The following is a 25856-nucleotide window of genomic DNA, read 5'->3' on the forward strand; positions in this document are numbered from 1 at the left end:
ATACCCAGATGGAGACGTTCAAGTGTGCTATTCTATACCATAACTACTATAGCATAGACGGGATTGAAGATATCAGGAATCGTATTAGCCTGTTAACTGGCCATAAGGTTTTACTATTGGTTAGTTTGTCTGAGAAATTGTTTCTGGAAGGCAATTTTAAGAATTCTGAAACGGAGAAGTTTGTTATTTCCACCAATAAAGGAAAAGATATTGGTGGAAAGCTTCTGTTGATAGACCTGGTTCAGAAATTGTACCCCCAAATTCCTTACCTGATCTTGTTGCACGATAAAAGGAGTTACCAAAAATTCTCTGGAAATCTTGAAAAGGAAAAGTTGTTTGAAATCATTCAGCCCGCAAAATTTAGTGCCATTTTAGAATTGATGGAAAATGATAAAAGCGTGGGTATTGTAGGTACCAAGTCTACGCTCAGAAACGAGTTCCAGCCAACTACGGGTACTTTCAATACTACAAATAATACCCTTTTAAAGCAGTTAAGCCAGCGGTATAACCTAACACCTGCAGGATACCAGTTTGTGGGGGGGACCATGTTTTGGGTAAAGACTTCTGTCTTCCTTGGTTTTTTTGGCAAAAATAATCCTGTTGAAATCCGGGGATCCTTGGAGAGCGGAAACATCTTGGATGGCAAAAATGGTACTATCACCCATTCCTGGGAAAGACTTTTATGTTGGATTGTCACTTCCAGCGGATTTAAAATTATTGGTATTTAGATGTTTAATCAGGTCTGCATTCGCTCAAACCAACTCACCCAGGTAAGAGAAGTATTTTCCCTTATAGGTAATACATCTATTTCATTTACCCATGGCGTAGAGGAACCGGAGCCAGGTTTTGTTCTGGATTTAACTTCTTTCTATTATGGGGAGGATGCGCCTACGGCCTCCTTTAACATTTTGGTACAGAACGCCTCTGGTCCGGATTTTCTGAACCAATTAGGTATCTTGTTTGCCCATCCTAGCTATTTAAGGACAGAAAGAGGCCTGTGCGTTTTTTATAATAACGCAGCACTTGGCTTACGGGGGCTTCTAGAAAATTTCCTTACCAGGCAAGGGTTCACTGAGTTTGTTCTGGAGGGGGTAACGTGTGACATAATGCCCTCAGAGAACCTTACCTGGCATTTGCTTCCTGGCACTTTGCTAATGAATGACACCAAGGTTTCATCTTTTACTTATTTTTACCAGGAGTACCTGAACCACAGATACCAATACCAAGATTTTTTGCTTCTTACTCCAGGTAAGCTAAACACCCTGAAAGGGGTAGTAGAGGAAATAGAGAAAGCCAGCAAAGCCTTCCAAGAAAACCGGCCTCACTTGGCGGCTTTGTTTAAGGACTTGTATGCCCTGCATAAGCAAAATCACCATTTGGCCTTGCTAGCTGACATACGGGCAAAAGAAATAACTACCCTTCATGAACTGTTCCGGGAAAATGCCCAGCATAAGGAAACAGAGTATATTCTGAATTTCTACACGCAGGAATACGAGGTGTTGCCATTATGGTATAAGCGCATGGGGCACATCATTAAGGCGGTAATGGGCAAGCGCACCTGGAAGTCCTTGTTACCTAAAGCTGAGGCAAGGTAACATGATTAAATACTGGCTTCTAACTACAGAATATCCCCCTTTCCATGGGGGCGGGATTAGCACGTATTGCCTTCATACAGCGCGCATGTTGCAGGATAATGGATATCAGGTAACTGTCTTTCTGTCAGATAACCAGGTCCAAGACTATAGCAACTCTATAGAGAAAGGTGTGCAAGTGGTGCGGTTCAATGTAAACAGCCTTTCTGAGAAGATGGACCTTGATTACTCGGCCCGGCTCAGTTACGCCTTTGTAAATGTTTTAAAAAAGGTGGTTGACCTACATGGGAAACCAGATATCATAGAGGCGCAAGATTACCTGGGAGTTGGGTACTACCTCCTCCAGTTCAAGCATACCCTCTCTGAGCCTTTTGTCTCTATACCGGTACTACTTACCTTACATTCTCCTGCATTCTTGTATTTGGAGTACAATAGGGTAGCCACCTATAAGTTTCCTGAATTCTGGATCTGTGAAATGGAGAAACAGGCTATTGTATCGGCTTCTTATCTGGTGACCCCTACAGAGTTTTTGGCCAAAGAAATAGATAAGACGTTTCCCCTGGATAAAAACAAAGTTTCACTTGTGCCTAACCCATATCAACGGGTAAACCGGGAACTTGACATCCAAGCAGATATTACTCCGGGCAAAGTAGTCTATTATGGAAAGTTATCCAGGCAAAAAGGAAGCTTTGCATTGTTGGCTTACTTTAAAGATCTATGGGACGAAGGCCATACCTGCCAATTGTACATGGTGGGTGCAATAGATATTGTCTACCATGTAGAAATGCGCACCATGGGTGATATTCTACAACAGAAATACCAAGCCTACATCAAAAAAGGATTATTGCATTTCGTTGGCAAAATTACGCCCCAAGAGGCAGCGGCTTATGTAGCAGATGCGCAAGTAGTGGTTTTTCCTAGCCTGATAGATAACCTGCCTTATGCGGTTATTGAAATGATGGACTTAGGCAAGGTGGTGTTAGCCTCTAAACAGGGCGGTCAGCGGGAAATTATTGAAGACGGCAAGACAGGGTTTCTGTTTGACCATAGTATTTCAGGCGATTTTAAACAACAACTCACGCGTATTCTAGAGTTAAGCACTCAAGAGCTTATCGACATAGGGAAGCGTGCGCAAAAAAGTATCCTGGAAAAATATTCTTACGCCACCATCTTTCCCCAAAAGGCAAAAGTAATTCAGGCACTTTTAGAAACCGGGGTGCCGCCGGTGGCAGAGAAATTCCCTTTTGTGTACCAGGAAGCTTTTGCCACGGTACCGGCGCAGAATGATATGCTAACAGTCATCATCCCATTCTATAACATGGGACAATATATCAATGAAACTCTCCAGTCTGTTCTCGCTTCTGATTACCCGCACCTTGAACTTATAATCATTGATGACGGAAGCACTGAGGCTCAAAGTATTCAAGTGCTGCAGGAAATAGAGAAAGATCCTAAAATCACCGTTCTAAGAAAACAAAATGAAGGCCTGGCTACGGCCAGAAATTTTGGCGCCTCAAAGGCTGCAGGCTCTTACATAGCCTTTCTGGATGCGGATGATAAAGTAAGCCCTACGTATTATTTTAAAGCCATCTCAATATTAAAAGCATACTCCAATGTTTTTTTTGTAGGGTGCTGGGTCCAATATTTTGGAAGGTCAGAAAAGACTTGGATCACCTTTAATCCCCAGCCGCCTTATTTATTAACGCACAACATGATCAATAGCAGTGGGTTAGTCTATAAGAAAGACGCTTTCCTAATGGCCGGGCAGAATGATGCCCAACTGGAGTTTGGACTGGAAGACTATGATAGTGTTTTGGGCTTGGTAAAACATGGATTCAATGGAGTAGCAATTCCAGAATTCCATTTCCATTATAGGGTAAGAAAGGGTTCTATGTTCAGGAGCCTGAACAAGAACAAGTTGGTATTCTCTTACAAATACATTGCAGAAAAACATTCTTTGCTTTTTAGTAAATTCGGGCCTCAAATTTCCCATTTGCTTACTGCAAACGGGCCTGGTTTCTTCTATGAGAGCCCTACTGAAGAAATTAATTTAAAATTAGGTTCAGGTTTAACAAGTTCAGTTAAATCTTTTGGAAAAAAGGTGGTGAATAAAAACGCTGCCTTAAAGAAAATGGCACTTTTTGGATTAAGATTACTTAAATATTAATTAAATGATTACAACTGTTTACAAAGACTGGATTAGGCAAAGCAATAAACTGGAGAGACTCTTTTTATTGGCTAAGATTGAATTTAAATTACGATACTATGAAAATAGGCTAGGCTTGTTTTGGGCCGTTATCAAGCCTTTAATGGACTTAGCTATTTATTATATAGTTTTTAAAACTATTATGAAGCAGGGCGTGGATAACTACGCGTCTTTTCTTTTTATTGGTCTAATATTTTATAATTTTTTCTTAGAAAGCACCAGTGGCACTGTTTCTATTTTAAATACTAAAAAGTATTTATATGAATACAGTAATATGAATAAGCTGGAAATTTATATATCTACTTTGCTGAGTAATTCTATTGGCTTTCTTTTTAACCTCACCGTTTTTACTTTCTTTTATTTAGTAATAGAACCCGGAGATAATATAATTACCTGGAAGGCAGTGTTTATTGTTCCCCTTTTCTTTAATATGTTCATTTTGGCGTTGGGATTTTCTTTAATCCTGTCAAATGTTTATATAATAGCAAAAGATATAAGCCAGATTTGGATGGTGTTTACTACGCTGTTTTTCTTTGTGTCTCCAATTTTCTATAGGCTTCAGACCTTTAGAGAAAGTGTTCCTGGTGCTGATTATATCAATCCGTTTGCAGGTATTATTATAAATGCGCGTAAAGTAATAATGGAGGGCGTATATCCAGAGTGGGAGCTTTTCTATTTTGATTTTGGGTACGCCTTTCTGGTTTTAATGTTGGGATTAATTTTATTGAATAAGTTAGGAGCAAAGGCTTCTGAGAAATTGTAATTGGTTATGGATAAGCAGATAGCTATAAAAGCAAGAAATATTAGTAAAACGTTTAAGATTACAGAAGACAGCCATAATACAGTCAAGCATCGTCTTTTCAATATATTTAATCCGCCAAGAAGGAAGTTTGTGCCTGCTTTAAAAAGCTTGTCATTAGAAATAAAAAAAGGGGAGTGTATTGGGCTATTAGGACGTAATGGTTGTGGTAAATCTACGCTGGTAAAATTATTGGCAGGGGTGTACCCTACAGACAGTGGCTACATTCAAATTAATGGTTCTACCATGCTCATGAACCTTGGAGTAGGTATGAGCCATGAACTTACGGCCAGAGAAAATATTTATGTTTCGGGGTCAGTACTAGGCTTAAAAATAAAACAGGTAGATGCCATTTTTGATGAAATCATTGCCTTTGCCGAGTTAGAAGACTTTGTAGACACCAAAATAAAGTTCTTCTCCTCTGGTATGGTTGCCCGATTAGGGTTTTCTGTGGCCGTTAATGCAGGAGCAGATATTATGTTTTTAGATGAAGTTTTCGCGGTGGGCGATGCCAAATTTCAAGAGAAGGCCATTAAGGTTTTTGAAAGCTCCTGGATTGAAGGGAGAACCGTTATTCTTGTGAGCCATAGCATGGAAACCATAAGAAAATATTGTCATAGGGCGGCTTATATGAAAAATGGCGAATTAAAATATATAGGTGACCCTACTACTGCTATAGATATGTACTTGGAGGATAACCAGTAAATTCAACGCCTGCAAAAGCAAAGTTTAAAATGGGTTATTTTTAAGGGAATTTATATCATTTAGGAATTAGAAGCGCCAAAGCTAGAATTCTCTACTGCAACTTTAAGGTATTTATATAGTTTGCCTATTGCCAAGTAAATTCTTTTTGGGTGTATGTTATAGGTATAGAGGAGTATTTATTCAGTTTGAGAATCAAAAGAAATTAAAAGGTAATTATATGGGATTGATAAATTTAGACGCTGAAAAAATTGAGGTTTTAAAAAGCCATGGATTAGAGGTTCTCCCTGGAATGGTTCATATTGATAGCGACCTTTCATTTTCCTCCCCCTGCGGTGTGAAATGGTCTGTTACCGAGCAAGGGGTTGAACTGGGCGCTTTTAGTTATATGGTCAGCGGATTCATTTGCGGAACTAAGATTGGGAGATACTGTTCTTTCGGGGAAAACATACAGATAGGGCGCCAAAGCCATCCTTTGAACTGGATCAGTACATCGCCATTCCTGTACCTCAATAACAGCATGATTGTTCCTTTTAATGAGGATTTAAAAGAGGTCACCACACAAGAAATACAATACTTACCTGTCCCGCCCACCAGCCTGCAGAGAACTGTCATAGGTAATGATGTCTGGATTGGGCATGGTGCTATGGTACTCCCTGGCGTCACAATTGGGGACGGGGCGATCATTGCAGCTGGTTCAGTTGTGACAAAAGATGTTCCGCCCTATGCCATAGTTGGAGGAAATCCTGCCAGCTTTATAAAGTTCAGATTACCTTTTGAATTAATTTCTGAAATCCAGAAAACAGAATGGTGGAATTACAGCCCAAAGGTTCTGAATACGTTTCCGATTTGGTCGCCAACCCAATTTATTGAAGAATTCAACAAAGCGAAAGATCAACTGGAACCTTACCAAGGTGCTTTCCAAAAAGTAAGCGACATACTTAATTAAATATCTATATAAATCAGAAGACAGTCCATAAAGAAGTAAACGCTCTTTATGGACTGTCTTCTGATTTATATAGATAGACACCGAAAACGAAATTTCGGGGCCTTATTTCTTATTTGAGTTTAAGAGCACAAAAGGAATAAAAAAACCCGCCAGCATGGTCCCGAAGTTCTTCCCAAAGTAGACTTCCGTGATCCATGCGGTATAGAAAGTGAGTAGGAAGACCAGGGCAAGGGCGTTTCCGGTTCTGTAGGCTTGTCCCAGAGGCAGCAGCACCCAGGCTAGCAAGAAAACCAAAAAGCCCATCACGCCGGTGGAGAAAAGCACGTCCAGATAGTTGCTGTGCACGTTCTTGTCGGTTTGCAGAGCCATGTGGAATTTCTTTTCGCGGTACTTCTCCCGCAGCACCTCGTCTTTATCGCCCACGCCGACGCCAGTAATTGGGCTGCTCTGAAAGACCTCCCAACCGCAGGTCCAGGCGGCCAGCCGGAAGTTGGCGCCGTTCCACTGGTCTGGGGTAATGGCCATATTGTAGTGGCTTTCGGGGCCTTTGCTCTCAAAGTCAAAGCGTTGGTAGGTGAGTTCTTTGTACCGGTTGAAAGTAGAGGGAAGGAGCTTATTAATGACTACAGTTCCTATTACCAGGCCTAACACCAGGGTAGCGCCTTCCAAGTATTTCCGCTTTTGGAGTATGTAGTAGAAGCTGAAACAGAGCGTTGCCGCCACCAATACCGCAAACATAATACGGCTGGCCAGGAGATAGCTAAAGGCAAACAGGAAAACCACAGCCAGCAACATCTTGAAAGGGTGTTTGGTGTTTTGGAAGAATATGGCTTTGGCGAAAATGTAAATGGCCAGATTTACCGCCAAGGCCACGTAAATGGATTGCTGCCTGATAAGCCCCGTGAGTGCGTCATTGTAAAGATAATCGGTTCGGCTGGCGGAGTAGGCGGTATGGATGCTGCTTCCCAAGCACAGCAGGCAGACCAAGGTGGTGATGGTGGCATAAGAAAGCAGGACGTTTTCTTTGAAGTCTTCGCGGAGCTTCAATAATCCAATGCTTATAGGAAATGCGAATAACGGCAGCCTGATCTTGAGGTGATGCAGACCCATGGGCACATCATCAGACACCAGAGTACTAACTACCAGAAGCAGAAAAAAGGCTAACATGGCCTGAAGGTCAAAGCGCTTCTTGAAGGTCAACCATTTTTCTTGCAGACTGCCGATAGAGAAGCTATAAATCACCAGAAGCCCGGCGAGGTTAGAACTAAGAGCGCTTAGCTGCGCAAAAAAGAGGGTAATAAAGAAAAGCAGGAATAAAGCATAGAGGCCCTTTTCTTTCTTATTAAGAGAATGTAAAAATTCAATCATGGAGGAGAATGGTAAATCAAGTAGGAAGGCAAATCATTAAGCCTTTTTTAGGTTGGCAGCCTTGAAAATTTCTTGAAGGTGATTCTGCAAAAATAGCAAAGGAAAAGGTGATCTCTTTAGTATTTCCTTGCCAATGTATAGGAGACTGGTAATGACCTACACCAGAAGTTTTTTAAGAAACATAGAGCCATTTAAAAACAAAAAAGCCGCTCCTGCCTTAGCAGAAGCGGCTTTTGCACCTTGTCACACGGACAGGTTAGTCTAACCAGGCATTCCAGGGAATGCGGCTGAGTACCAGAATCAGGCCCAGGCCGTAGAAGATAGCGATGGTCTTGAAGCCGCGGTTGGTTCCAATCTGGCGCTTGGCCTTAGAGTAGCCCACCGTGATCAGGATCACGGCCAGCACCATCATGAGGGGGTGTTCCAGGAAATAAAGCCGGGAAGTAGCGTCTTTTATGGCGGCGCCAGAGGCATTGGATAACCCCAGCGGGGACACCAGGTAAAGGATAATGCCTATTACCACCTGCAGGTGCGTGGCGATGAGCCCGAAGAGACCAAGTTTGCGGTCTTTGTCTGTGAAGGTTCTGTTGCCCGACAAGCCTACCAGGGCCGCGCCCAAAGAGATCAATAAGCCTAATAGCACCAGATAGCCCATATAAGAGTGTAAGTGCTGTAATCCTGTATACATAGTTTCAGAGGTTGGTTGCAGAGGTAAATATAAGGAATACCTATATACCATAGGAAAGATTACGCCAGATTCACTCGAACTTCAAAAAAGAGCCCATCCTGCAAAACCTATGAAAGCTGTTTTGAGCCTGTTTTCAGAAAAAGGCCCCAAAAACGCTAATTGCTTTCTCCTGAGAAGGGAAGGCCGCGCTGGCAAGTGACCAACCTATAAATGAAAGCCAAGGCCCCATTCAATCACGTTGGCGTGGCCATCATGGGCCATGAGCAAAGCGCTGGCCGAGAGATGTTCAAAGAGCTGGTACTTGAGGCCGTAGCGCTGGTAATAGTCAGGGAAAAGATGGTGCGGCTGGTAAATGTAGCGCCCAAAATGGAAGACGGCCGCCAAATTCCCCACGTGTAACTCATGCCCCACAAAAATACCGGCCGTCCGCTTGTCTAAGTAGCCCTCTGGGTAGTTGACCCCTTTGTTCAGGTACTCTTCGCCAATGGCGGTATCATGAATGGCATCGGCGCCCAGTAAAAAGGAATTGGTGTGGGTGACCCGTTTGCTAGCGAAGGCCGACATCATGTACACTTGGTGTTTGAAATCATCGCGCAGCACCTCTTTCACGCCGGCGGCCAGCCTGATATTCATGCGCACGCGCTTGTCAAGCTCGGGGGCGGTAGGGTCTTGCCCTGCCGCCGGGGCCACCGGTGGTTTGGAGCCGTAGCGTACCCCAAGACCCAACAGCGGCATGTTCATGCCGTTGTTGGATTGGTTAAGGCTGCCGTTTGAGAAGTGCCGGAACCCAAAGATAACATTCAGAAACAAACGGTCATGGACTGGGTATTCATAGCGCAAATTCCCCCTGAGCGAGAAGGTGAGGGGGCTGCCAATGGCTTTGTTATTTTCATTGGACGTGGAGTTGTAATACATGGTGCTGTAGACTAAGCCAGTGCCCAGGTTATACCGCAGGCTTCCTTTGCCGATTTTGGTAATGGGGCCATCCAGGTAAGAAGTCACCGCCACCGATTTTCCCAGTTCCTGGGGCACCATGTAATTGAAATAAGCCAGCGCAAACCCAATGGAAGGAAGTTTGTATTTCGGCTCCCAGAACCTTCTGCCCGAGGTCTGTTTGTTGGCGTAAAGCTCCACCCCATGCAGGTGCGAGTAATTGAGCAAGGAAAGCCCCGACCTATACCGGAAAAAAGCCCCGTAATACCCGTTCACGCCATAAGACCAGGATCCCTTCGGCGATGGGAGTGGGTCTTGGTTTTGGGAAAAAGCAGGAAGGGAGGCAGTGAGCAATAGGAAGAGAAAGAAGGCCCTTAAGGAACGGAGCATAGCACGGTAAAAGGTTAGACAATGGCAGGTCTACTGTGGTTTTGGGTAAGCTGAAAGGCGATTTTAAAGATAGTAGAAATGCAGAAACTATTTGGCATCAACCCACGCAGGAAAGCTCTTATGCTTATTTTATTTGCTTGTGGTATCATAGGGCAGGAGCGACGTCGCCCATAATGGTTGGGTAGAATCTTCCTAAATAAGATAAAACAGCAGCCATTTTGAAACCTCCTGCTTTAAGAAGGGCTATAACTAGTCTAGAGATGTTTCACTTAAAGCATATACTTATGGAAGCGACTTGTAATCACTGTGCCCACTGGGTGCAAGACCAAAAGATAGTTGAAGTACAAAGCAAAGACTTTGGGGTATGTGATGAACTGACCGGCAAGCACGCCATGGACCCGGAATATGTGCTGCCGCTGGTACACGTTGACGCCCTCCATGATACCAAGCCCAAACAGTTTGAGATGATCACCGGCGCTATGTTCGGGTGCAACCACTTTGACGAACGCCGCAGCTGGATAGAGTAACTTAGCCACTTGTTGCAGTTCTCCTGTGTAACAGGGTACAAAGCCTATAAAAAGAGCCGCTTTTCCTTTTAAGGAAAAGCGGCTCTTTTTATAGGCTTTACCAGGAGCAGCCATTGGGCAAGGTAGACGACAGGCACTGCGCAGGTTTCTTTTGCCCGGGCAAATCCGGAGCCTCTGCTCCTTTACATTTGGCTTATCCATAGATGGAGGTTCAGGCCCTGCCTCCCGGATAAAGGAAGCCTTAGCGTGACCATACAAAGGTACAGCAGGGGTGGAGGGGTTGGCTGCCTGTTGCCCTTCTCTTAAATATTTAATGGTTTACCTGAAACCGGTACAAAGGCCTATGGGAATTGCAATACATTCTGTATTATTATAGGCTTTTTAACAATCCATCATGTGCTTAGGTAAATACACACCCTTGGTAGGGCTTGCTTTCTTATTTCTGTCTGTTTTAGGGTGTGAAAAAAGCACAAAATCAGAAAAGGCAGGCCAGGCTGGTGCAGGTACTGCCGCTCCCACGCTCTTTACCCTGCTCCCTGTTGAAAAAACCAACGTAACCTTTAACAATGCTCTTACTGAAACGCCCTTTGCCAACATTATGGCCTACCAGTATTTTTACAACGGTGGGGGCGTGGCCGTAGGCGATTTAAACCAGGATGGCCTGCAGGATATTTATTTTTCAGGGAACCTGGTGCCTAATCAGCTGTACCTGAACAAAGGAAAGATGCAGTTTCAGGATGTAACGGCCGTTGCCGGGGTGGCAGGCAGACCCAATACCTGGAAAACAGGAGTCTCCATTGCTGATGTAAACGGAGATGGCCTGCCTGATATATACCAGTGCTATTCGGGGCACATGCCCGGGAGTGCCCGGGTTAACCAGCTGTTCATAAACCAGGGCGCAGGAGCCAATGGGGTGCCGGTGTTTATTGACAAAGCCGCTGAGATGGGCCTTGCCGATTCGGCCTACAGCACCCATGCCGTGTTCTTTGACTATGACCGCGATCAGGACCTGGACCTGTTCCTGCTCAACCACAACCCGGTGCAGTTTGTGAACCTTGATGCAGTGACCATCCAAGAAATTCTGAAAAAGCCGGAGCGCAATATGCAGGCCAAGCTGTACCAGAACAACCAGGCCGTTTTCAAAGAGGTGTCAGACAAGGCGGGGCTGCACAAATCAGCGTTCTCCTACGGACTGGGCGTGGGGGTGTCTGATATTAACCAGGACGGTTGGCCCGACCTCTATGTCTCCAATGATTACTCAGCCCCTGACCGCCTGTTGATCAATAACCAAAACGGCACCTTCTCAGATCAATCAAAACCTGCCCTGCAGCACACGCCTATTTACTCTATGGGCAATGACCTGGCAGATATCAATAATGATGGCCTGACCGATATCATGGCCCTGGACATGCTGCCGGAAGACAACAAGCGCCAGAAGCTGCTGTTTGGGCCTGATAATTATGAATACTTTGACCTGTTGGTCAAGGCCGGGTTCAACCACCAGTACATGCGCAACATGCTGCAGGTGAACAATGGCAACGGTACCTTCAGTGAAATTGGCCAGCTGAGCGGCGTCTCCAATACAGACTGGAGCTGGGCGCCGCTGGTGGCGGACTACGACAACGACGGCTGGAAGGACCTGTTCATCAGTAACGGCTTTCTGCGTGATTTCACCAACATGGACTTTATCAAGTTCCGGAGTTCGTACTTCCAGTACCTGCGCGGTAGGGTAACGCCTGAGAGTGTAATGAACCTGCTCTCTAAAATGCCGGCCTCAAACGTGAACAATTATATGTTCCGGAACAATGGCAACCTGCAGTTCAGTAACATGGGGCAAGATTGGGGGTTTAACGCTCCATCAAACAGCAACGGGGCCGCTTACGCAGATTTTGATAATGACGGTGATCTGGACCTGGTCACAAACAACGTAAACCAAACCGCTTTCGTCTACATGAACCAAAGCGAGAAGCAGCTGAAAAACCGGTACCTGCAGGTAAAACTGGCAGGGGTTGGTTTGAATACCCAAGGCCTGGGGGCCAAAATAACCCTGTACCACCAGGGGCAACAGCAGTTTCAGGAGCAGATGCCCTCCCGCGGATACCAGAGCACGGTGTCGCCGGTACTGCATTTTGGGCTAGGCACCCTTACCGCGGTAGACTCAGTGCGGGTGGTATGGCAGAGCGGCAAACAACAGGTGCTCACCCAGGTACCCACCAACCAGGTGCTCACCCTGGAGGAGAAGAATGCGGCGGGTACCTACGTGGCTCGTCCTTTTGAAAAACCGCTGTTCAGCCCTACAGCCTCCCCCTTGCCTTTTGCGCACCAGAAAAACAATGTAAACGACTTTAAGCGGCAGCCGCTCATGGTGAGCCCCCAATCGTTCAGTGGGCCTTGCATGGTAAAAGCAGACGTGAACCGAGACGGGTTGGAAGACCTGTTTGTGGGCGGGGGGGCTGGTCAGGCTGGTGTCTTGTACCTGCAGAACCGCAACGGTCAATTTACGGCAAAACCTACCCCGGCTTTCGCCCTTGACAAGGCCAGTGATGATGTAGATGCCCTGTTCTTTGACGCCAACAAAGACGGAGCCCCTGATTTGTACGTGGTGAGCGGGGGGTACCACCAGTTTACCCCAGATGATGCCGCCCTGCAGGACCGGCTGTACCTGAACGATGGCAAAGGCAATTTCACCAAAGCCCCCACCGGCACATTGCCGGCCATGCGCACCAGTACCAGTTGTGCCCGGGCGGCCGACGTGAACGGCGATGGGGACCTTGACCTATTTGTGGGCGGCCGCGTGGTGCCGGGCCGCTACCCCGAAACACCGCGCAGTTACGTGCTCCTGAACAATGGCAAAGGGCAGTTCACTGACCAGACAGCCACAATTGCCCCCCAACTGCAGCAGATAGGCCTGGTTACCGATGCCGCCTGGCATGACCTAGACCGGAACGGTACCCTTGAGCTGCTGCTGGTAGGGGAGTGGATGCCCCTGACCGTTTTCAGCCTGAAAAACGGGAAACTAACCCAAAACACCAAGGCCTTCTTCGCCAGAAAATACAGCGGGTGGTGGACCAAGCTCCTGGTGGCTGACTTCAACGGCGACAACCGACCTGATCTGCTGGTGGGTAACCAGGGGCTGAATACCCAGTGCAAAGCCTCAGACAAAGAACCCGCTGAGCTGTATTATAAAGATTTTGACGACAATGGCGCGGTAGATCCTATCCTTTGCTTTTATGTTCAGGGCAAAAGCTACCCTTATGTGACCCGTGATGAACTGTTGGACCAGGTGAGCATGATGCGCACCCGCTTTCAGGACTACGCCAGTTACGCCAACGCCAGCCTTGAAAACATCTTCTCTGCAGAGGAACTTAAAGGAGCGGGCAAGCTGTCTAGCAATCACCTGCAAACGGCTTACTTTCAGGGTACAGCCACCGGAACCTTTAAAGAAATGCCCCTGCCATTGCAGGCCCAGTACGCACCAGTATTTGCCCTGGCCACGCTTGATGCCAACCACGACGGAGCCCCAGATGTGCTGCTGGGCGGTAACGTGAATAAGGCCCGGCTGCGGTTCGGGAAGTCAGACGCCAACTATGGCATGCTGCTGCAGAACGACGGCAAGGGTAATTTTACGTACGTGCCGCAGCAGCGGTCAGGGTTTAAAGTCTACGGCGATGTGCGCAGCATTATGCCTTTGAAAAATACGGTTCTGTTTGGCATAAACCAGATGCCGCTTACCGCTTACAAGTTACGCTAATGAAAAAAGGATTGCCGTTCTTATTGCTGATACTAGCCCTTTGGGGCTGTGCAGAGCGGGGCCAGGAGAAAAAGCAGAACCTGGCTTTCAGTTCTAAACAGATTAGCCAGATCATTCACCGCATGACAGATGTCATGGTGAATGATGTCACCAATCCGCCTTTGGCTTCCAGGTTTTTCTCGTATGCCACCCTTGCCGGGTATGAGGTGGTGTCTCAGAACGACAGTTCCTATCACTCTATGCACGGGGTGCTGAACCAGTACCCGCAACTGCACAAACCTGATTCTATTACCGGGTATTCTGTGGAGTTGACGGCGTTGTTGGCCATGATGGAAACTGCCCGGAAAATGCAGCCTTCAGGCGCGCTGCTGGACTCGCTCAAGACACACTTCCTGGACTCCTGCCGGCAGGAAGGCCTGTCTGAAGATGTGATTGCCGCTTCACTGGCGTATGCGCAGCAGGTCAGCAAAGGGGTTCTGGCTTACGCCAAAGCAGATAAATACAACCGCATCAGTAATTACGCCCGCTACACGCCTACTGAAGGAAAGGGAAAGTGGTATCCCACCCCACCCGGATATTTTGCCCCGGTAGAGCCCTATTTTAGCACCATCAGGTCGTTTACTTTAGACAGAAGCAGCCAGTTTAAGCCGGTACCGCCCGTGGTGGTTTCCACAGAGAAGGCCTCTCCCTTTTTCCAGCTGCTGCAGCACGCTTATACCACCAGCAAAACCCTTACCCAGGAACAGAAAGAAATCGCTTTTTTCTGGGACTGCAACCCGTTTGCCCTGCAGGACAACGGGCATCTGCAGGCGGGCCTGAAGAAAATATCACCCGGTGCCCACTGGCTGGGTATTACCGGCATTGCCTGTGCCCAGGCCAAGACTGATTTCAGCAAAGCTTTGAAGGTGCATACCGTGGTTTCCCTGGCACTGATGGACGGCTTTATTTCCTGCTGGGATGAGAAGTTCCGCAGCAACCGTATACGGCCCGAAACGGCCATCCGACAGCAGCTTGACCCATCGTTCCGGCCCCTGCTCCAGACCCCGCCGTTCCCTGAGTACCTGAGTGGCCATTCCACTATCTCGTCAGCTTCTGCGGTTATTCTAACCCATTACTTCGGTGATCATTTTAAATACTCTGATACCGTGGAAGAGCGTTTCGGGCTGCCCGCCCGCACGTTTAACTCCTTCCAGGACGCTGCCATAGAAGCAGGGGTAAGCCGCTTCTATGGGGGTATCCATTTCATGGATGCCATAGAAAACGGCCGCACTCAGGGCTTGCAGGTAGGGGAGTGGGTGCTCCGGAAGGTAGAGGGTGGACCCCAGGTGCTAGCGAAAAAGTAGCCTCTCTTTTACAGAACTATTGCCTCCTGCTTCTTCAGGTAGCTTGGCTCCCTGCTTTTTTGGTCTCTTTTTGAAGGTCAGGTTAAAACAGCCTTAAAACACAGGGCCTCCACTCATGGCCTTGCGCAGCACAAGGCCTCAAGCTGGCGGAGGACCTTTCATTACCTGTATACCTGCTTCCACAACAAACTGCCACGGCAGCAAAAGGACCAAAGCCACTCTTTTGGCTGAGCGCCTAAGCCTCTTGCGTTGCGGCGGCAAAAACTACAGCCGCGGCCTCTTCCGGTTTTAAATTCAAGAAATCAGCAGTCTACCCCTCACTTCTGTTTTGAGCCTGTTTTATGAAACACAAGCCTAAAACGGAAGCCACTCTATAAACGCAGACCTCACAGGTTTTCAAAACCTGTGAGGTCTGCAACTCCCTCGATCTAACAATGAGCAATCAACAATAAACAATTTATTTACCTCCAATCCACCTTCGGGAAGCGGGCTTTTAGGGAGCCGCGCATTAAGCGGTATTCTTCCTGCCAGAAGTAATGCAGGCTGTTCACCACCTTCAAAGGCTTTAGGTCTGGGGTGAGCAGGTGCAGGGCCACGCCTACGTCGCCGCCGTCTACGGTAGGGTTGTGCTCCCAGGCAAACACGTCTTGCAGCCTAATCTCCATGATAGGGGCCAGAGCATTGTCTGGGTAGTACAGTTCCACAGCGTGGCCATCTGGTAGCGTCAAAGTGGCCGGGGCCAGTTCTTCCAGGCGTTCGCGTTGCTCGCGGGTCAGCATGTTCTGGAGCAGGGGGAGCAGGTCAATGTCCAGGAGGTCCTGGCCAATCTGAACGTCTTCCAGGTGGTAGGCCAGCCACTCGTTACAAGTCATGAGCAGGGTAGGGATGCTGATATCGGGGAAGCCTTCGGTGGGGTGCCATTTCCGTAGGCACAGCACGCGGTTCTGGAACTGCTTCACGGCCTCAGAGAAGTTTAGCCAGTCCTCGCCTTCGCGCTTGATGGTTTCGCAGATGGCTTGCACCAGGAAACGTTCGTCGGGCTCGGGCAGGGGTTTGCTTTGGAGCACAATACTTCCAATGCGCATGTCACGGGAGGCTGTTAATTCGCCTTCCTCGGGGTCCCAGGAAACCACGTCTTTCTGCTTGACTAGCGGGGCCAGGTCTTTGGGGTTGAGCGGCGAGGCCAGGAAAATGCGGCCCGGACCATCGCCGCCGGCGTGCAGGTGGGCAATGGCCAGCCAGGGGTCATGGGCCAGGTCATCGCGGTGGCCGGCAGAGGCGTACTTGCCGTTGGCCAGCTGGAACTGGGCGTTGTTGCCGGGCCTTGCGTAGGCAATGCGCTCTGGGTAGCAGTTAGCCAGTAGCACGCCCGTCTCATACGGGTCTACCGTGGTGTTCTCGGGCTCAATGTTAAACAGGCGCCGGTAGGAAGACGCAATCTTGTCAATCTTGGAGAAGCGCTTCTGGTGCAGGACTTCTTTGCGGGTGCGGCGCAGGGCCTCTAGGCGCAGGTTCAGGTCAATGCCGACTTCGCGGGGCAAAGGGTCACGTTCTTCCAGCAGGGCGGCAACATCAGTGGCCAGGGCCAATTGGTCGCTTTCCTGGGCGGCCAGCAGCATGTGCGCCAGACGCGGGTGCGTGGGCAGGGCGTGCATCTTCCGGCCATGCTCCGTGATGCGGCCGTTCTCCAGGGCATTGAGCTGATGCAGGGTTTCCTGGGCGTACAGCAGGGCGGCTTTGGGCGGCGGCGTGAGCCAGGTGAGCGCCCTGATGTCTGAGATGCCCCAGGCGGCCATGTCCAGCACCAGCGGGGCCAGATCGGCTTCCTGAATCTCGGGGGTGCGGTGTGGGGCCAGGCGTTCGTGCAGGGCTTCGGTCCAGAGGCGGTAACAGGTGCCCGGACCTAACCTTCCGGCCCGACCGGCGCGTTGGTCGGCGGCGTCTTTGGAGATGCGCACCGTTTCCAGCCTGCTCAGGCCGGTGGCGGGGTCAAAGCGCTGGGTTTTGGCAAAGCCGGTATCAATGACCACGGTAACGCCTTCAATGGTGAGGCTGGTCTCTGCAATGGAGGTAGCCAGCACCACTTTGCGCTTGCCGTTGCGGTCTGGCATAATGGCGGCGTACTGCTTGCCGGGGGGCAACATGCCGTACAGCGGGTGGATGGCCACCTCGCGCAGGCCTCTCCTAAGCAGGGCTTCCACTTTTCTGATGTCCTGCTCGCCGGGCAGAAACACCAGCACATCGCCTTGCTGTTCTTGCAGGGCTTTCCGGGTGGCGCGGTCAGTCATTTCATGGAGCAGTTGGGCATCGGTCTCGCCGGCGTAATGCACGTCTATGGGGTATTGCCGGCCCTGGCTCTCTACGGCGGGGGCGTTGAGCAGGCGGGTGAGCTGGGGCATGTTGAGCGTGGCGCTCATGACCAGAATGCGCAGGTCTGGGCGCTGGGTGCTCTGGGCTTCGCGTGCCAGGGCCATGGCCACGTCTGCGTGGATGCTCCGCTCATGGAACTCGTCAAAAATGACCAGCCCTACGCCGTTGAGGGCGTTGTCTGAATGCAGCATGCGGGTGAGGATGCCCTCAGTGACTACCTCCAGGCGGGTCTTCTCTGAAGTGCGGTTCTCAAAACGGATGCGGTAGCCCACGGTCTGGCCCACCTCCTGGCCCAGCAGTTGTGCCAGCCGTTCGGCAATGGTGCGGGCCGCCAGCCGGCGGGGTTCCAGCATGATGATTTTCTGCCCCTTCAGCCAGGCCTCGTCTAAGAGAGCCAGCGGCAACAGGGTACTCTTGCCCGCCCCCGGAGGCGCGTTCACAATAAGGGTGTTCTGGGCGGCCAGGTTTTCGCGCACCGCCGGAATGATTTCCCGAACGGGTAGATCTATGGAAAAGGGATCGAAAGACAAGGGTGACAATTAAGAAGTAGGAATTAAGAATTAGGAATGTGGCAGAAAACGAAGGCTTACATGGCTCCCTTTTCGCTGTGCCATTCCGGAAGGACCTTGGGGGCGAGCGGTGGTTGCGTTTATGCAACGCTTATCTGGTTCGCCCGCAAGGTCCTTTCAGGAAGACAAAAGTACGGGAAAGAATTTTAGCTGGAGCGACGTATAAGGATAGCTGCATAGGAGGAAGTGGCAGATTTAGTGAATGCCGCTTTCTACCAGCAGGCAGAGTGCCTGGTTCATGCTACCGGACCAGCAACTTTAGCGCCCTGCTTTCCCGCGTCGGGTTGGACTACTTCCGCAAAGCGGGTAAGGTCCTTTAAGGGGTTGACTGGTTCACCTTATGTGGGGCGGTTGGCTACAGATAACTCAGCCATTTCTTCTCTGGGTGGGCCGTTTTGTAGCGGCTGTACCTGCGGCAGGCGGGGTAGAGCGCCAGCACTAGGCATAACCAGAAAAGGTACACGTAGGGTAACTCTAACCCCACGCCTTCTTTGGGCCGGCCAAACTCCAGCATCCCGAAGGGCAGGTCTTGCCACTTCACGCCCTGCAGCAGCACCATCACCAGCATAGACGTGTGAATCACGTACCAGTGCACCAGGTAAAAGAAGAGCGGCACGCGGCCGTAGGTGGCCAGGAACCCCGTGACGGCATTGTTGGCCAAGTGAATCAGCGCCTGCAGCACAAACATAAGGCCCAGAAACAGCAGAATAAACTGCAACGAAGGGGCGTATTTGGTCACGTTCAGGAAAGACAGGAAGGTGAACACCGCGGTACTCTGCGGGGCCCAGGGCGAAGGCTCGCCGTACAGGTTAAAGTACCGCAACCCGGCAAAAACCACCAGGAACAGCAGCCCCGTGAGCCATAAGGTTCTTCGGCGGGCGGCGGCTTCCTGTTTAAAGACTTCGCCAAACCCGTACCCCAGCAGCAGAATTCCCAACCAGGGAACCAACGGATAGGCCACCAACACCGCCGGACCTACCTCAAAGGGAAAGAAGCCCTGGCGAAACAACAGCGAATACAGAAACGTACCGCCCATGGTCTCCGCGGGACCCACCTGGGGCAACAGGTTGTGCAAGACCACCATGGCCAGCCCCAGGCCGCCAATGACTCTGCTGGGCAAGCGCAACAGCGCCGCCAGCGCCACAAACCCAAACCCGATGGCAAAGATAACCTGCAGCATGACGGTCCTGAACTGGATATCAAACCAAATCCCGAAGCCGATGACCGTTACCTCCAGCGCCATCAGCCAAAGGCCCCGGCGCAACAAAAACTTCTGGGCCCGGGCCACGTCTCCGTGGCTTTTAAGCGCCAGGTACGCCGAGGTGCCCGCCAGAAACACAAACGTGGGCGCGCAGAAATGCGTGACCCAGCGCGTCAAAAACAACCCGGGGGTGGTAGTGGCAAACGCCAGCGGGTCTTGCGCCAGCGAGGTGGTGTGCATCAAATCCCGCACGTGGTCCAGGGCCATGATCACAATGGCCAGGCCCCGCACCACGTCAATAGTGGATACCCGGTGCTGGCGGGTGAGCAAGGGAGAAGAAGTAAGTACCGTTTGGGTCATAGGCGGAAAGGTTGGGAAGGGTTACCAATTGGTTCTAAGGTAATTATCTTCGGTTTTCTTTCCTAGAGAAGAGTAGGAGAGAAAGGATGCCTTTCTCTCCTTTTGTTATGTCAATGTGCGGTCAGTAAGTAGGCAGTGTTCCGGTAGCTTGGTGTTCTATCCTTTGAGCCAGGCGTCGTCTAAGAGGGCCAACGGCAACAGGGTACTCTTGCCCGCCCCCGGAGGCGCGTTCACAATCAGTGTGTTCTGGGCGGCAAGGTGTTCCCGCACGGAAGGGATAATCTCCCTAACGGGCAGGTCTATGGTAAATGGGTCGAAAGGCAAGGGGAAGAGTATTAATGTAAAAAATTAAAATAGAGATTCTATGAGTCAATGGTAAATTTACTAAAGTTGTTAATAGTTGAAGATATATACCTTGATAACATTCTGAAATTAAGGTGTTATAATTTGATAATGTTAATAAATTTAGAATATTGTATATTTGGAAGGTTTAATTTTGTTTATTGGGTTGTTTTTGTAAAAACTAAATTGATTTTTGGTTTATAAGCGTTTGTTAATAAATTAAATTTTTTAATATAAATGGCATTTATCAAATCTTTAGGGGTTGAGAACTTTAGGACTTTTAATTCAATGGTTTCTATTGAATTAGAGTCAATAAATGTATTAACAGGTGTAAATAATTCGGGTAAAAGCTCATTGTCAAAATTATTACTCTTAATTAAAGATAGTTTTGTTGATAATAAATTTTTGCAAAATTTAGATTTTGCTGGAAAATCGCATAGTCTTGGAGATTATCAAAATGCGGTTTTCGAACAGAATAGTAGTGAGGCAATATCTATATTGGTTGATTTTCCAATATTTAAAACAGATAAGTATAAGATTCACTTAAAGTATTTGCCCAAAAAAGACGTAAAATCTTATAAAGCTGAGTGTATAAGTTTAGTAGTTTTCGAAAAGAGTAGTAATGTTGAGCTGTTTTCGCTGGCAAGGAAGAGTTTTTCCAATGAAAAAGTAGACCATTATTTCGATTCAATTCAAGATTCATTTGATTTATTTATTAATATTTCAAAATTTACTCAAGAGGTTCAATTTATTTTAAAAAAAATAAAGGAAAAAGAAGAGGAGAATGCAAATTGGTTTAAAAGAGTCTCTTCTAGTAGTATAGAGTATTTGGAAGACCCAAAGGAGCAATATGGGACAAAGTTTGAAGAATTTGATTTCAGAGTTGAGAAGCAATACGTAGATATACATTTAAGCGGTCCTCAGTATAATTTTGGCTCTAATGAAACAATGCTAAAATTGAAAACTTCAATTGAGGAGTTTTTGAATTTAAAATTAAAGGATGATATAAAATTTAGTTCAATATTTACAGGTTACGATGTTGACTCTTTATATGGTCCAGAGAGTTCATTAAAAGATTTTAATACATTAGAGAACGCAATTTATTCTTTGTCTTTTCAGAATATTCGGGTTATTAGAAAAAAGGAAGTAAAAGGTAAAGTGGTTGCTGTGCTTCTAGGTTTACTATTTACAGATGCATTTTATGTTATTAAGTCATTTTTTACTAAAAATTTAAATCATTTGCCTCTTTCAAGAGGAGAATTGAAAAGATTACATCTTGGTGATGGGAATATATTAGATAGAGTTATTACTGATTTATATTTTCATGAAAGGAACGAGGGTTTTTCCTTGCCTAAAACTTTTATTTTAGAATGGATTAGAAAATTTGGTATTGATGATTTTAATGATTACGAAATCAAGCATTTCCCAGAACATGATGTTTGTACTTTTGCCTTATTAAAAACTACTGGAAGTCCTTATAAAATTGTTAAAAGGAAAGTTTTAGCTGACTTGGGATTCGGTGTGGCCCAACTGATATTATTGCTGTCAAAAATAGCAACCCTTGCAAGACAACAGGGGCAATATTATGGAGAATATAGGGAACTCGATTGTACTCCTCAGCTTTTAATTATTGAAGAGCCAGAATCTCATTTTCACCCCAAATGGCAATCACTACTAGCTGATATGCTAATAGACGCTTGTGATAGATTTAATATCCAGTTTATAATTGAAACACACAGTGAGTATTTTGTCAGAAGGCTCCAATATCATGTTGCTAATGAAACTGTGTCTTCTGAATGCATTCGTATTTATTATATTAATAAAAATGGACCTAACAATACATTAATAAAATATATGGAGTTAGGTTACAATGGGTCGTTTAGAGAACAATTTGAAAGTGGTTTTTTTGATGAGTTGACGACCTTATATGATGAAATAAAGGTAGTGCAGGAGATTCAAGCTTATAAAAATGAGATTGATGAATTCAAAAAGCGTTATAATACTGATATTACTTGTATAGTGCTTACGGAGGATGCTGAGGCTGATGATAATATCAATTCAAATCTTGGTTTAGTGTTGAAATCAAATGGTTTCTGCATGGATAAAGTGAAAATTAAAACTTATCATACATCAGGTGATTTAAGACTGGCCGCTGGTATGATAAAAGCTTATGAGGATTTGGATAATGTCAAGTTAATTGTTTGGCATCTAGATGGAGATTTTGAATATACAAAGAAATTGGCCACAGTAGAAGGCCTTATTGCTAAGCAAGGGCTAACTAAAACAATGCCATTTGTAACTAAATATAACGATATTGAGGGGTACTTTATTAATGAGAAGCACATAAAGTATTTGTGTCCAACATTAAAAATATCTCTTATAAGGTCTTTGATATTAAAAGCTCAAAATGAATTGCAAGAAAAGAGTTTGAAAATACTTATAAAGAGACTATCGGATAATGTAGAGCCGGCAGTGTTGCTATATAATAGTAATCCTTTAATATATAGTCATACAAAAAGTATGGTTAAAAAGTTAAACAATTTAATTAATCAGCATTTGAAATTGAAGAATACTCTTGCTATTCTTCAATACTCGCCATACTTATTAGATGATAAGCTAAAGGCTTATTCAAAAATATTAGTATGATTAAATTTTGATTAATAGATAAGTTTTGCTTATGATATACCTTGATGAATTTTGATAAGATTTGTAGTTAGACTAAAACTGATAATTGCACTAAATAATTAATTAGTGATTTTAAGAATGTATCACTCTTCCTCATAAACCCGCTCAATCCTCCTATCCGGTATCAACCACATCAACGCCACCAGCACATAGACACCGTTCGCGGCCCAGGGGCTCCAGAAGGAGAGGGCTATGCCGGTCAGGTACAAGAGCGGGGAGAGTTTGCCTTTCAGGTCTTGGCCAATGGCTTTGGCGAGGAGGGAGTCTTTGCCGTTCTTTCTAATGATGGTCTGCTCCAGCACCCAATAGGCAATAGAGCACAGGAGCAGGATGCCGCCATACAAGGCCGTAGCCGCCGGCGCGAAGCTGTTTTCGCCCATCCAGCCGGTGGCAAAGGGAATCAAAGACAGCCAGAAAAGCAGGTGAAGGTTGGCCCAGAGAATACTTCCGTTCACCTTGGCGGCGCTGTGGAGCATGTGGTGGTGGTTGTTCCAGTAAATGCCAATGTAGATGAAGCTGAGCACGTAGCTCAGGAATACGGGCAAGAGCGGGACCAGGGCGCGCCACTCGGTGCCGTGCGGTACCTTTATCTCCAGTACCATAATGGTGATGATGATGGCCATGACGCCATCACTAAATGCTTCTAGCCGTCCTTTGTTCATGTGTGGGGGCCATGTTCTGGCGCACGGTTCTACTTACAAAAAGGAAGGTAGTACTAAAAGTTGTATGTAGGAAAAGCTATATTGATTTAATTTAAAGGTGTAGAAAGGGCAAGATTTCGTTTTGGGCTTGTTTTGAATAAAACAGGCTCAAAACGATCTTGCCGGGTTATAGCGGGAACAGAAGGCAAATGCCTGGTGACCTCCTGCTAAATGGCGGGGCGGCACCTCTATTGCCACCCCGCCATTTACACAAATAGAAAGAAATTAACGGTTTAGGTCCTCAAAGGGCTATCAGGCATGGTCCTGTTCCGTGGGTTTCTTCTGGTTGCGCAGGTACTGGTCCTGCCCCTGTAGCCAGTCTTCGCGGCCCGGGGAGAAGAGGGTCACAAAATCAGTGTCTTCCAGTAAAATGACAGAATGGGGAACATCTGGCGGAACCAGGATAATTTCACCGGTCCGCACCACCACCTCGCGGTCATCAAAGACATATTTCAAGGTCCCCGAAAGTACCCAGGTATTTTCTTCGTTTACATGCTGGTGGCGTTCTACTTCCGCTCCGTCTTTCCCCTGGAACCTGGCCAGGGTAGTCTTTTCCCCGAAGAGCACCTGGCGCTTAAGTAAGTCTGTCAGCTCCTCTGTGTGAACTGCCTCCCAGGAGCTTTTCTGTATCTTCTCTTTCACGTCTTTGCTGGAAGGGCCGTCCCCGCCGTAGAGTCCGGAACCCACAATATAGGTCTTGCCGTCTTTCGCCTGCACTTTTTGTACATAGGTTTGCTTAAGCGCCGGCGTATTAGAGCCGGGTTGGTACCAATAGCACTCCAGCCAAGCTCTGCCGTCGGTCATGGCCGTTGATATTTCAATTCTTACTATTTCCTTGCCTTTCAGGTCCTTCAGTTTCATCAGATTTTTTCCTTCCAGGCTGGGTTGCGCGGGGTTCACCAGTTCAACACCTTCGGGGGTCTGCACAAAAACATAGGTGTCCATGAAATAGAAGGGGCCCGTTTTATCCCGTAGCTGACCAAAGGCGTCCTGCCCCTTTTCCGCTACCAACAAGGCCGCCCGGTTCACCAGATCCTCAATCATGGCTTTGTCTAGTTGCAGGTGGTAAACGCCGCAACCAATAATGAAGGTCTGGCCAGAGGGGTAGGTGACCTGCTTAACAAACGTAGATTTCCAGGTGGGGAAGATGTAGCCTGGCTGTGGGTATTGGTAGTGGACCCACCCTTCACCGCCCGGACTGGCCCCCGCCTCCAGCATCATCTGAATCATAGGCTTGCCCAGGGCATCTTTCTGCTCCAGCACGTTTATTCCCTCGGTGGTTGGCTCTGCCGCATGGAAAACCCGGGTCCCGTCAAAGCCTAAGACAAAGAAGTAGGTTTCGTCATTCAGCCATTTTGAGTTTTTTTCCCTGAACTGGGGGTACGCTTCTTCGCCTTGCTGCTGCAGCAAATCGGCGGCCTGCCTTACCAGATTCATTAATTCCGGAGCGGTCATGGTGGCGGCAGGCTTGGTGCCTTTAGGCGCATCTGGCAGGTAAACGCCGCAGCCCACGGCCATCGGTTTACCGTCCAAAAGGGCTTTGTGCACGTACGCCGATTTTTGGCTAGAGACACTCTCGCCGGGTTTGGGCCACATGTAATCTACCCAGCCCTCGCCTTTGGTGTTCACAATCTCCAGAATATCCTTAATAAGGTACTTGCCCTTGGTGTCTTTATAGTCCAGGATATTACGACCCTCTATGGTTGGAAAAGCCGGGTTTACCAACTCATTGCCCTCCAGGTCCATCACGAAGATATAAGCGTCCTTGGCCAGGTACTGGCTTTTAGGGTCATGGAAGAGCGGGAAGGCGGCTTTCCCATGCTGCTCTATCTCGCCCACCGCGTTCAGGACCAGGTCTGCCACAAATTCGCGCTCCATGCGGTTGTCATACATGCCGCTGCCAATCACGTAGGTTTTCCCGTTGGGGGCCTTTGCCTGGTGCACGTAGCTGCTCTTCCAGCGGGGGAGGAGCTCACCCGGTTTGGGCCATTGGTAGTGGAACCAGCCCTCCGGTTTGTCTGGGTGCGCCTTGGTGGCGCCTATCAGGCCCCAGACAATGGATTTGCCGTTCAGGTCTTTTAGGTCCAGTTGGTTTTTCCCTTCCATGTCTGGCTCTGGGTGCACCAGCATGTTTCCCTCCAGGTCCAGTACAAAAACATACGTCTCGCCCTGGCGCCAGCGGCTGTCCGGTACCTTAAAATCCTTAAATGCCGCCTCGCCCACCTTCTCCACCAGGGCGACGGCGTCCTGCACCAGCCTGGTTACCTCACTTGTGTCTTTATTTTCTGGCGGGGCACTTACAAGAGAGGCTGTCTCTTTAGAATTGATTTCTAGTGTTTCCATGGGTAAAGGAAGTTTGGGTATGAAGGAATTTTAAGGT

The 25856-nt window shown here is 47.7% G+C and carries 18 protein-coding genes; 10 read left to right on the forward strand and 8 right to left on the reverse strand.

Annotation, left to right across the window (positions count from 1 at the left end):
* The first annotated feature begins 8 nt into the window (after positions 1-8).
* The 6 genes from TH63_RS04835 (at position 9) to TH63_RS20890 (ending at position 6248) form a co-directional block, all read left to right on the forward strand.
* The gene (locus TH63_RS04835; protein ID WP_048919953.1) at positions 9-728 is read left to right on the forward strand and encodes a rhamnan synthesis F family protein; all 720 of its coding nucleotides are present in this window, start codon (positions 9-11) and stop codon (positions 726-728) included.
* 378 nt (positions 729-1106) lie between these two features.
* Positions 1107-1595, forward strand: coding sequence for a hypothetical protein (locus TH63_RS20230; RefSeq protein WP_156180379.1), 489 nt, complete (start codon positions 1107-1109; stop codon positions 1593-1595).
* Between the two features lies 1 nt (position 1596).
* Positions 1597-3759 (forward strand): glycosyltransferase, encoded by a 2163-nt coding sequence (locus TH63_RS04845; RefSeq protein WP_076606406.1) that lies wholly within the window; start codon positions 1597-1599, stop codon positions 3757-3759.
* A 4-nt stretch (positions 3760-3763) separates the two neighbouring features.
* Complete coding sequence (locus TH63_RS04850) at positions 3764-4561, forward strand: ABC transporter permease (RefSeq protein ID WP_048919956.1); 798 nt, start codon at positions 3764-3766, stop codon at positions 4559-4561.
* Between the two features lie 6 nt (positions 4562-4567).
* Positions 4568-5302, forward strand: coding sequence for an ABC transporter ATP-binding protein (locus TH63_RS04855; protein WP_156180381.1), 735 nt, complete (start codon positions 4568-4570; stop codon positions 5300-5302).
* A 217-nt stretch (positions 5303-5519) separates the two neighbouring features.
* The gene (locus TH63_RS20890; protein ID WP_156180383.1) at positions 5520-6248 is read left to right on the forward strand and encodes a CatB-related O-acetyltransferase; all 729 of its coding nucleotides are present in this window, start codon (positions 5520-5522) and stop codon (positions 6246-6248) included.
* A 102-nt stretch (positions 6249-6350) separates the two neighbouring features.
* Here TH63_RS20890 and TH63_RS04865 read toward each other — a convergent pair whose 3' ends face one another.
* The 3 genes from TH63_RS04865 to TH63_RS04875 all read right to left on the reverse strand — a co-directional run bounded on the left by TH63_RS04865 (position 6351) and on the right by TH63_RS04875 (position 9627).
* Complete coding sequence (locus tag TH63_RS04865; protein WP_197088637.1) at positions 6351-7415, reverse strand: O-antigen ligase family protein; 1065 nt, start codon at positions 7413-7415, stop codon at positions 6351-6353.
* Between the two features lie 457 nt (positions 7416-7872).
* On the reverse strand, positions 7873-8304 hold the full coding sequence (locus TH63_RS04870; RefSeq protein WP_048919959.1) for a hypothetical protein: 432 nt from the start codon (positions 8302-8304) through the stop codon (positions 7873-7875).
* A gap of 204 nt (positions 8305-8508) precedes the next feature.
* Positions 8509-9627 (reverse strand): acyloxyacyl hydrolase, encoded by a 1119-nt coding sequence (locus tag TH63_RS04875; RefSeq protein WP_082161555.1) that lies wholly within the window; start codon positions 9625-9627, stop codon positions 8509-8511.
* Between the two features lie 284 nt (positions 9628-9911).
* Here TH63_RS04875 and TH63_RS04880 point away from each other — a divergent pair, with 284 nt between their 5' ends.
* The 3 genes from TH63_RS04880 to TH63_RS04890 all read left to right on the forward strand — a co-directional run bounded on the left by TH63_RS04880 (position 9912) and on the right by TH63_RS04890 (position 15248).
* Positions 9912-10154 carry a hypothetical protein gene (locus TH63_RS04880; protein ID WP_048922590.1) on the forward strand — a complete coding sequence of 81 codons (243 nt, stop codon included), beginning with the start codon at positions 9912-9914 and terminating at the stop codon, positions 10152-10154.
* Between the two features lie 598 nt (positions 10155-10752).
* Positions 10753-13905, forward strand: coding sequence for a VCBS repeat-containing protein (locus tag TH63_RS04885; protein WP_231583548.1), 3153 nt, complete (start codon positions 10753-10755; stop codon positions 13903-13905).
* On the forward strand, positions 13905-15248 hold the full coding sequence (locus TH63_RS04890; protein ID WP_048919962.1) for a vanadium-dependent haloperoxidase: 1344 nt from the start codon (positions 13905-13907) through the stop codon (positions 15246-15248). Before TH63_RS04885 ends, TH63_RS04890 begins: the two co-directional genes overlap by 1 nt.
* A gap of 461 nt (positions 15249-15709) precedes the next feature.
* Here TH63_RS04890 and hrpB read toward each other — a convergent pair whose 3' ends face one another.
* The 3 genes from hrpB to TH63_RS20235 all read right to left on the reverse strand — a co-directional run bounded on the left by hrpB (position 15710) and on the right by TH63_RS20235 (position 20072).
* Positions 15710-18148, reverse strand: a complete 2439-nt coding sequence (gene hrpB, locus TH63_RS04895; protein WP_048919963.1) for an ATP-dependent helicase HrpB — start codon at positions 18146-18148, stop codon at positions 15710-15712.
* Between the two features lie 394 nt (positions 18149-18542).
* Positions 18543-19748: a DUF1624 domain-containing protein gene (locus tag TH63_RS04900; protein WP_048919964.1), complete on the reverse strand. Its 1206-nt coding sequence runs from the start codon at positions 19746-19748 to the stop codon at positions 18543-18545.
* Positions 19749-19904: 156 nt separating this feature from the next.
* The gene (locus TH63_RS20235; protein WP_156180385.1) at positions 19905-20072 is read right to left on the reverse strand and encodes a hypothetical protein; all 168 of its coding nucleotides are present in this window, start codon (positions 20070-20072) and stop codon (positions 19905-19907) included.
* Positions 20073-20327: 255 nt separating this feature from the next.
* Here TH63_RS20235 and TH63_RS04905 point away from each other — a divergent pair, with 255 nt between their 5' ends.
* Entirely contained in the window at positions 20328-22736 is a 2409-nt protein-coding gene (locus TH63_RS04905; RefSeq protein ID WP_048919965.1) for an AAA family ATPase, read from the forward strand.
* A gap of 122 nt (positions 22737-22858) precedes the next feature.
* Here TH63_RS04905 and TH63_RS04910 read toward each other — a convergent pair whose 3' ends face one another.
* Together TH63_RS04910 and TH63_RS20065 are read right to left on the reverse strand one after the other, a co-directional pair.
* A complete protein-coding gene (locus tag TH63_RS04910) occupies positions 22859-23437 on the reverse strand; it encodes a TMEM175 family protein (RefSeq protein WP_048919966.1) in 579 nt (192 codons plus the stop codon).
* Positions 23438-23728: 291 nt separating this feature from the next.
* A complete protein-coding gene (locus TH63_RS20065; RefSeq protein WP_048919967.1) occupies positions 23729-25819 on the reverse strand; it encodes a cache domain-containing protein in 2091 nt (696 codons plus the stop codon).
* Between the last annotated feature and the right edge of the window lie 37 nt (positions 25820-25856).

Source organism: Rufibacter radiotolerans (assembly GCF_001078055.1).
Taxonomy (GTDB): Bacteria; Bacteroidota; Bacteroidia; order Cytophagales; family Hymenobacteraceae; genus Nibribacter; species Nibribacter radiotolerans.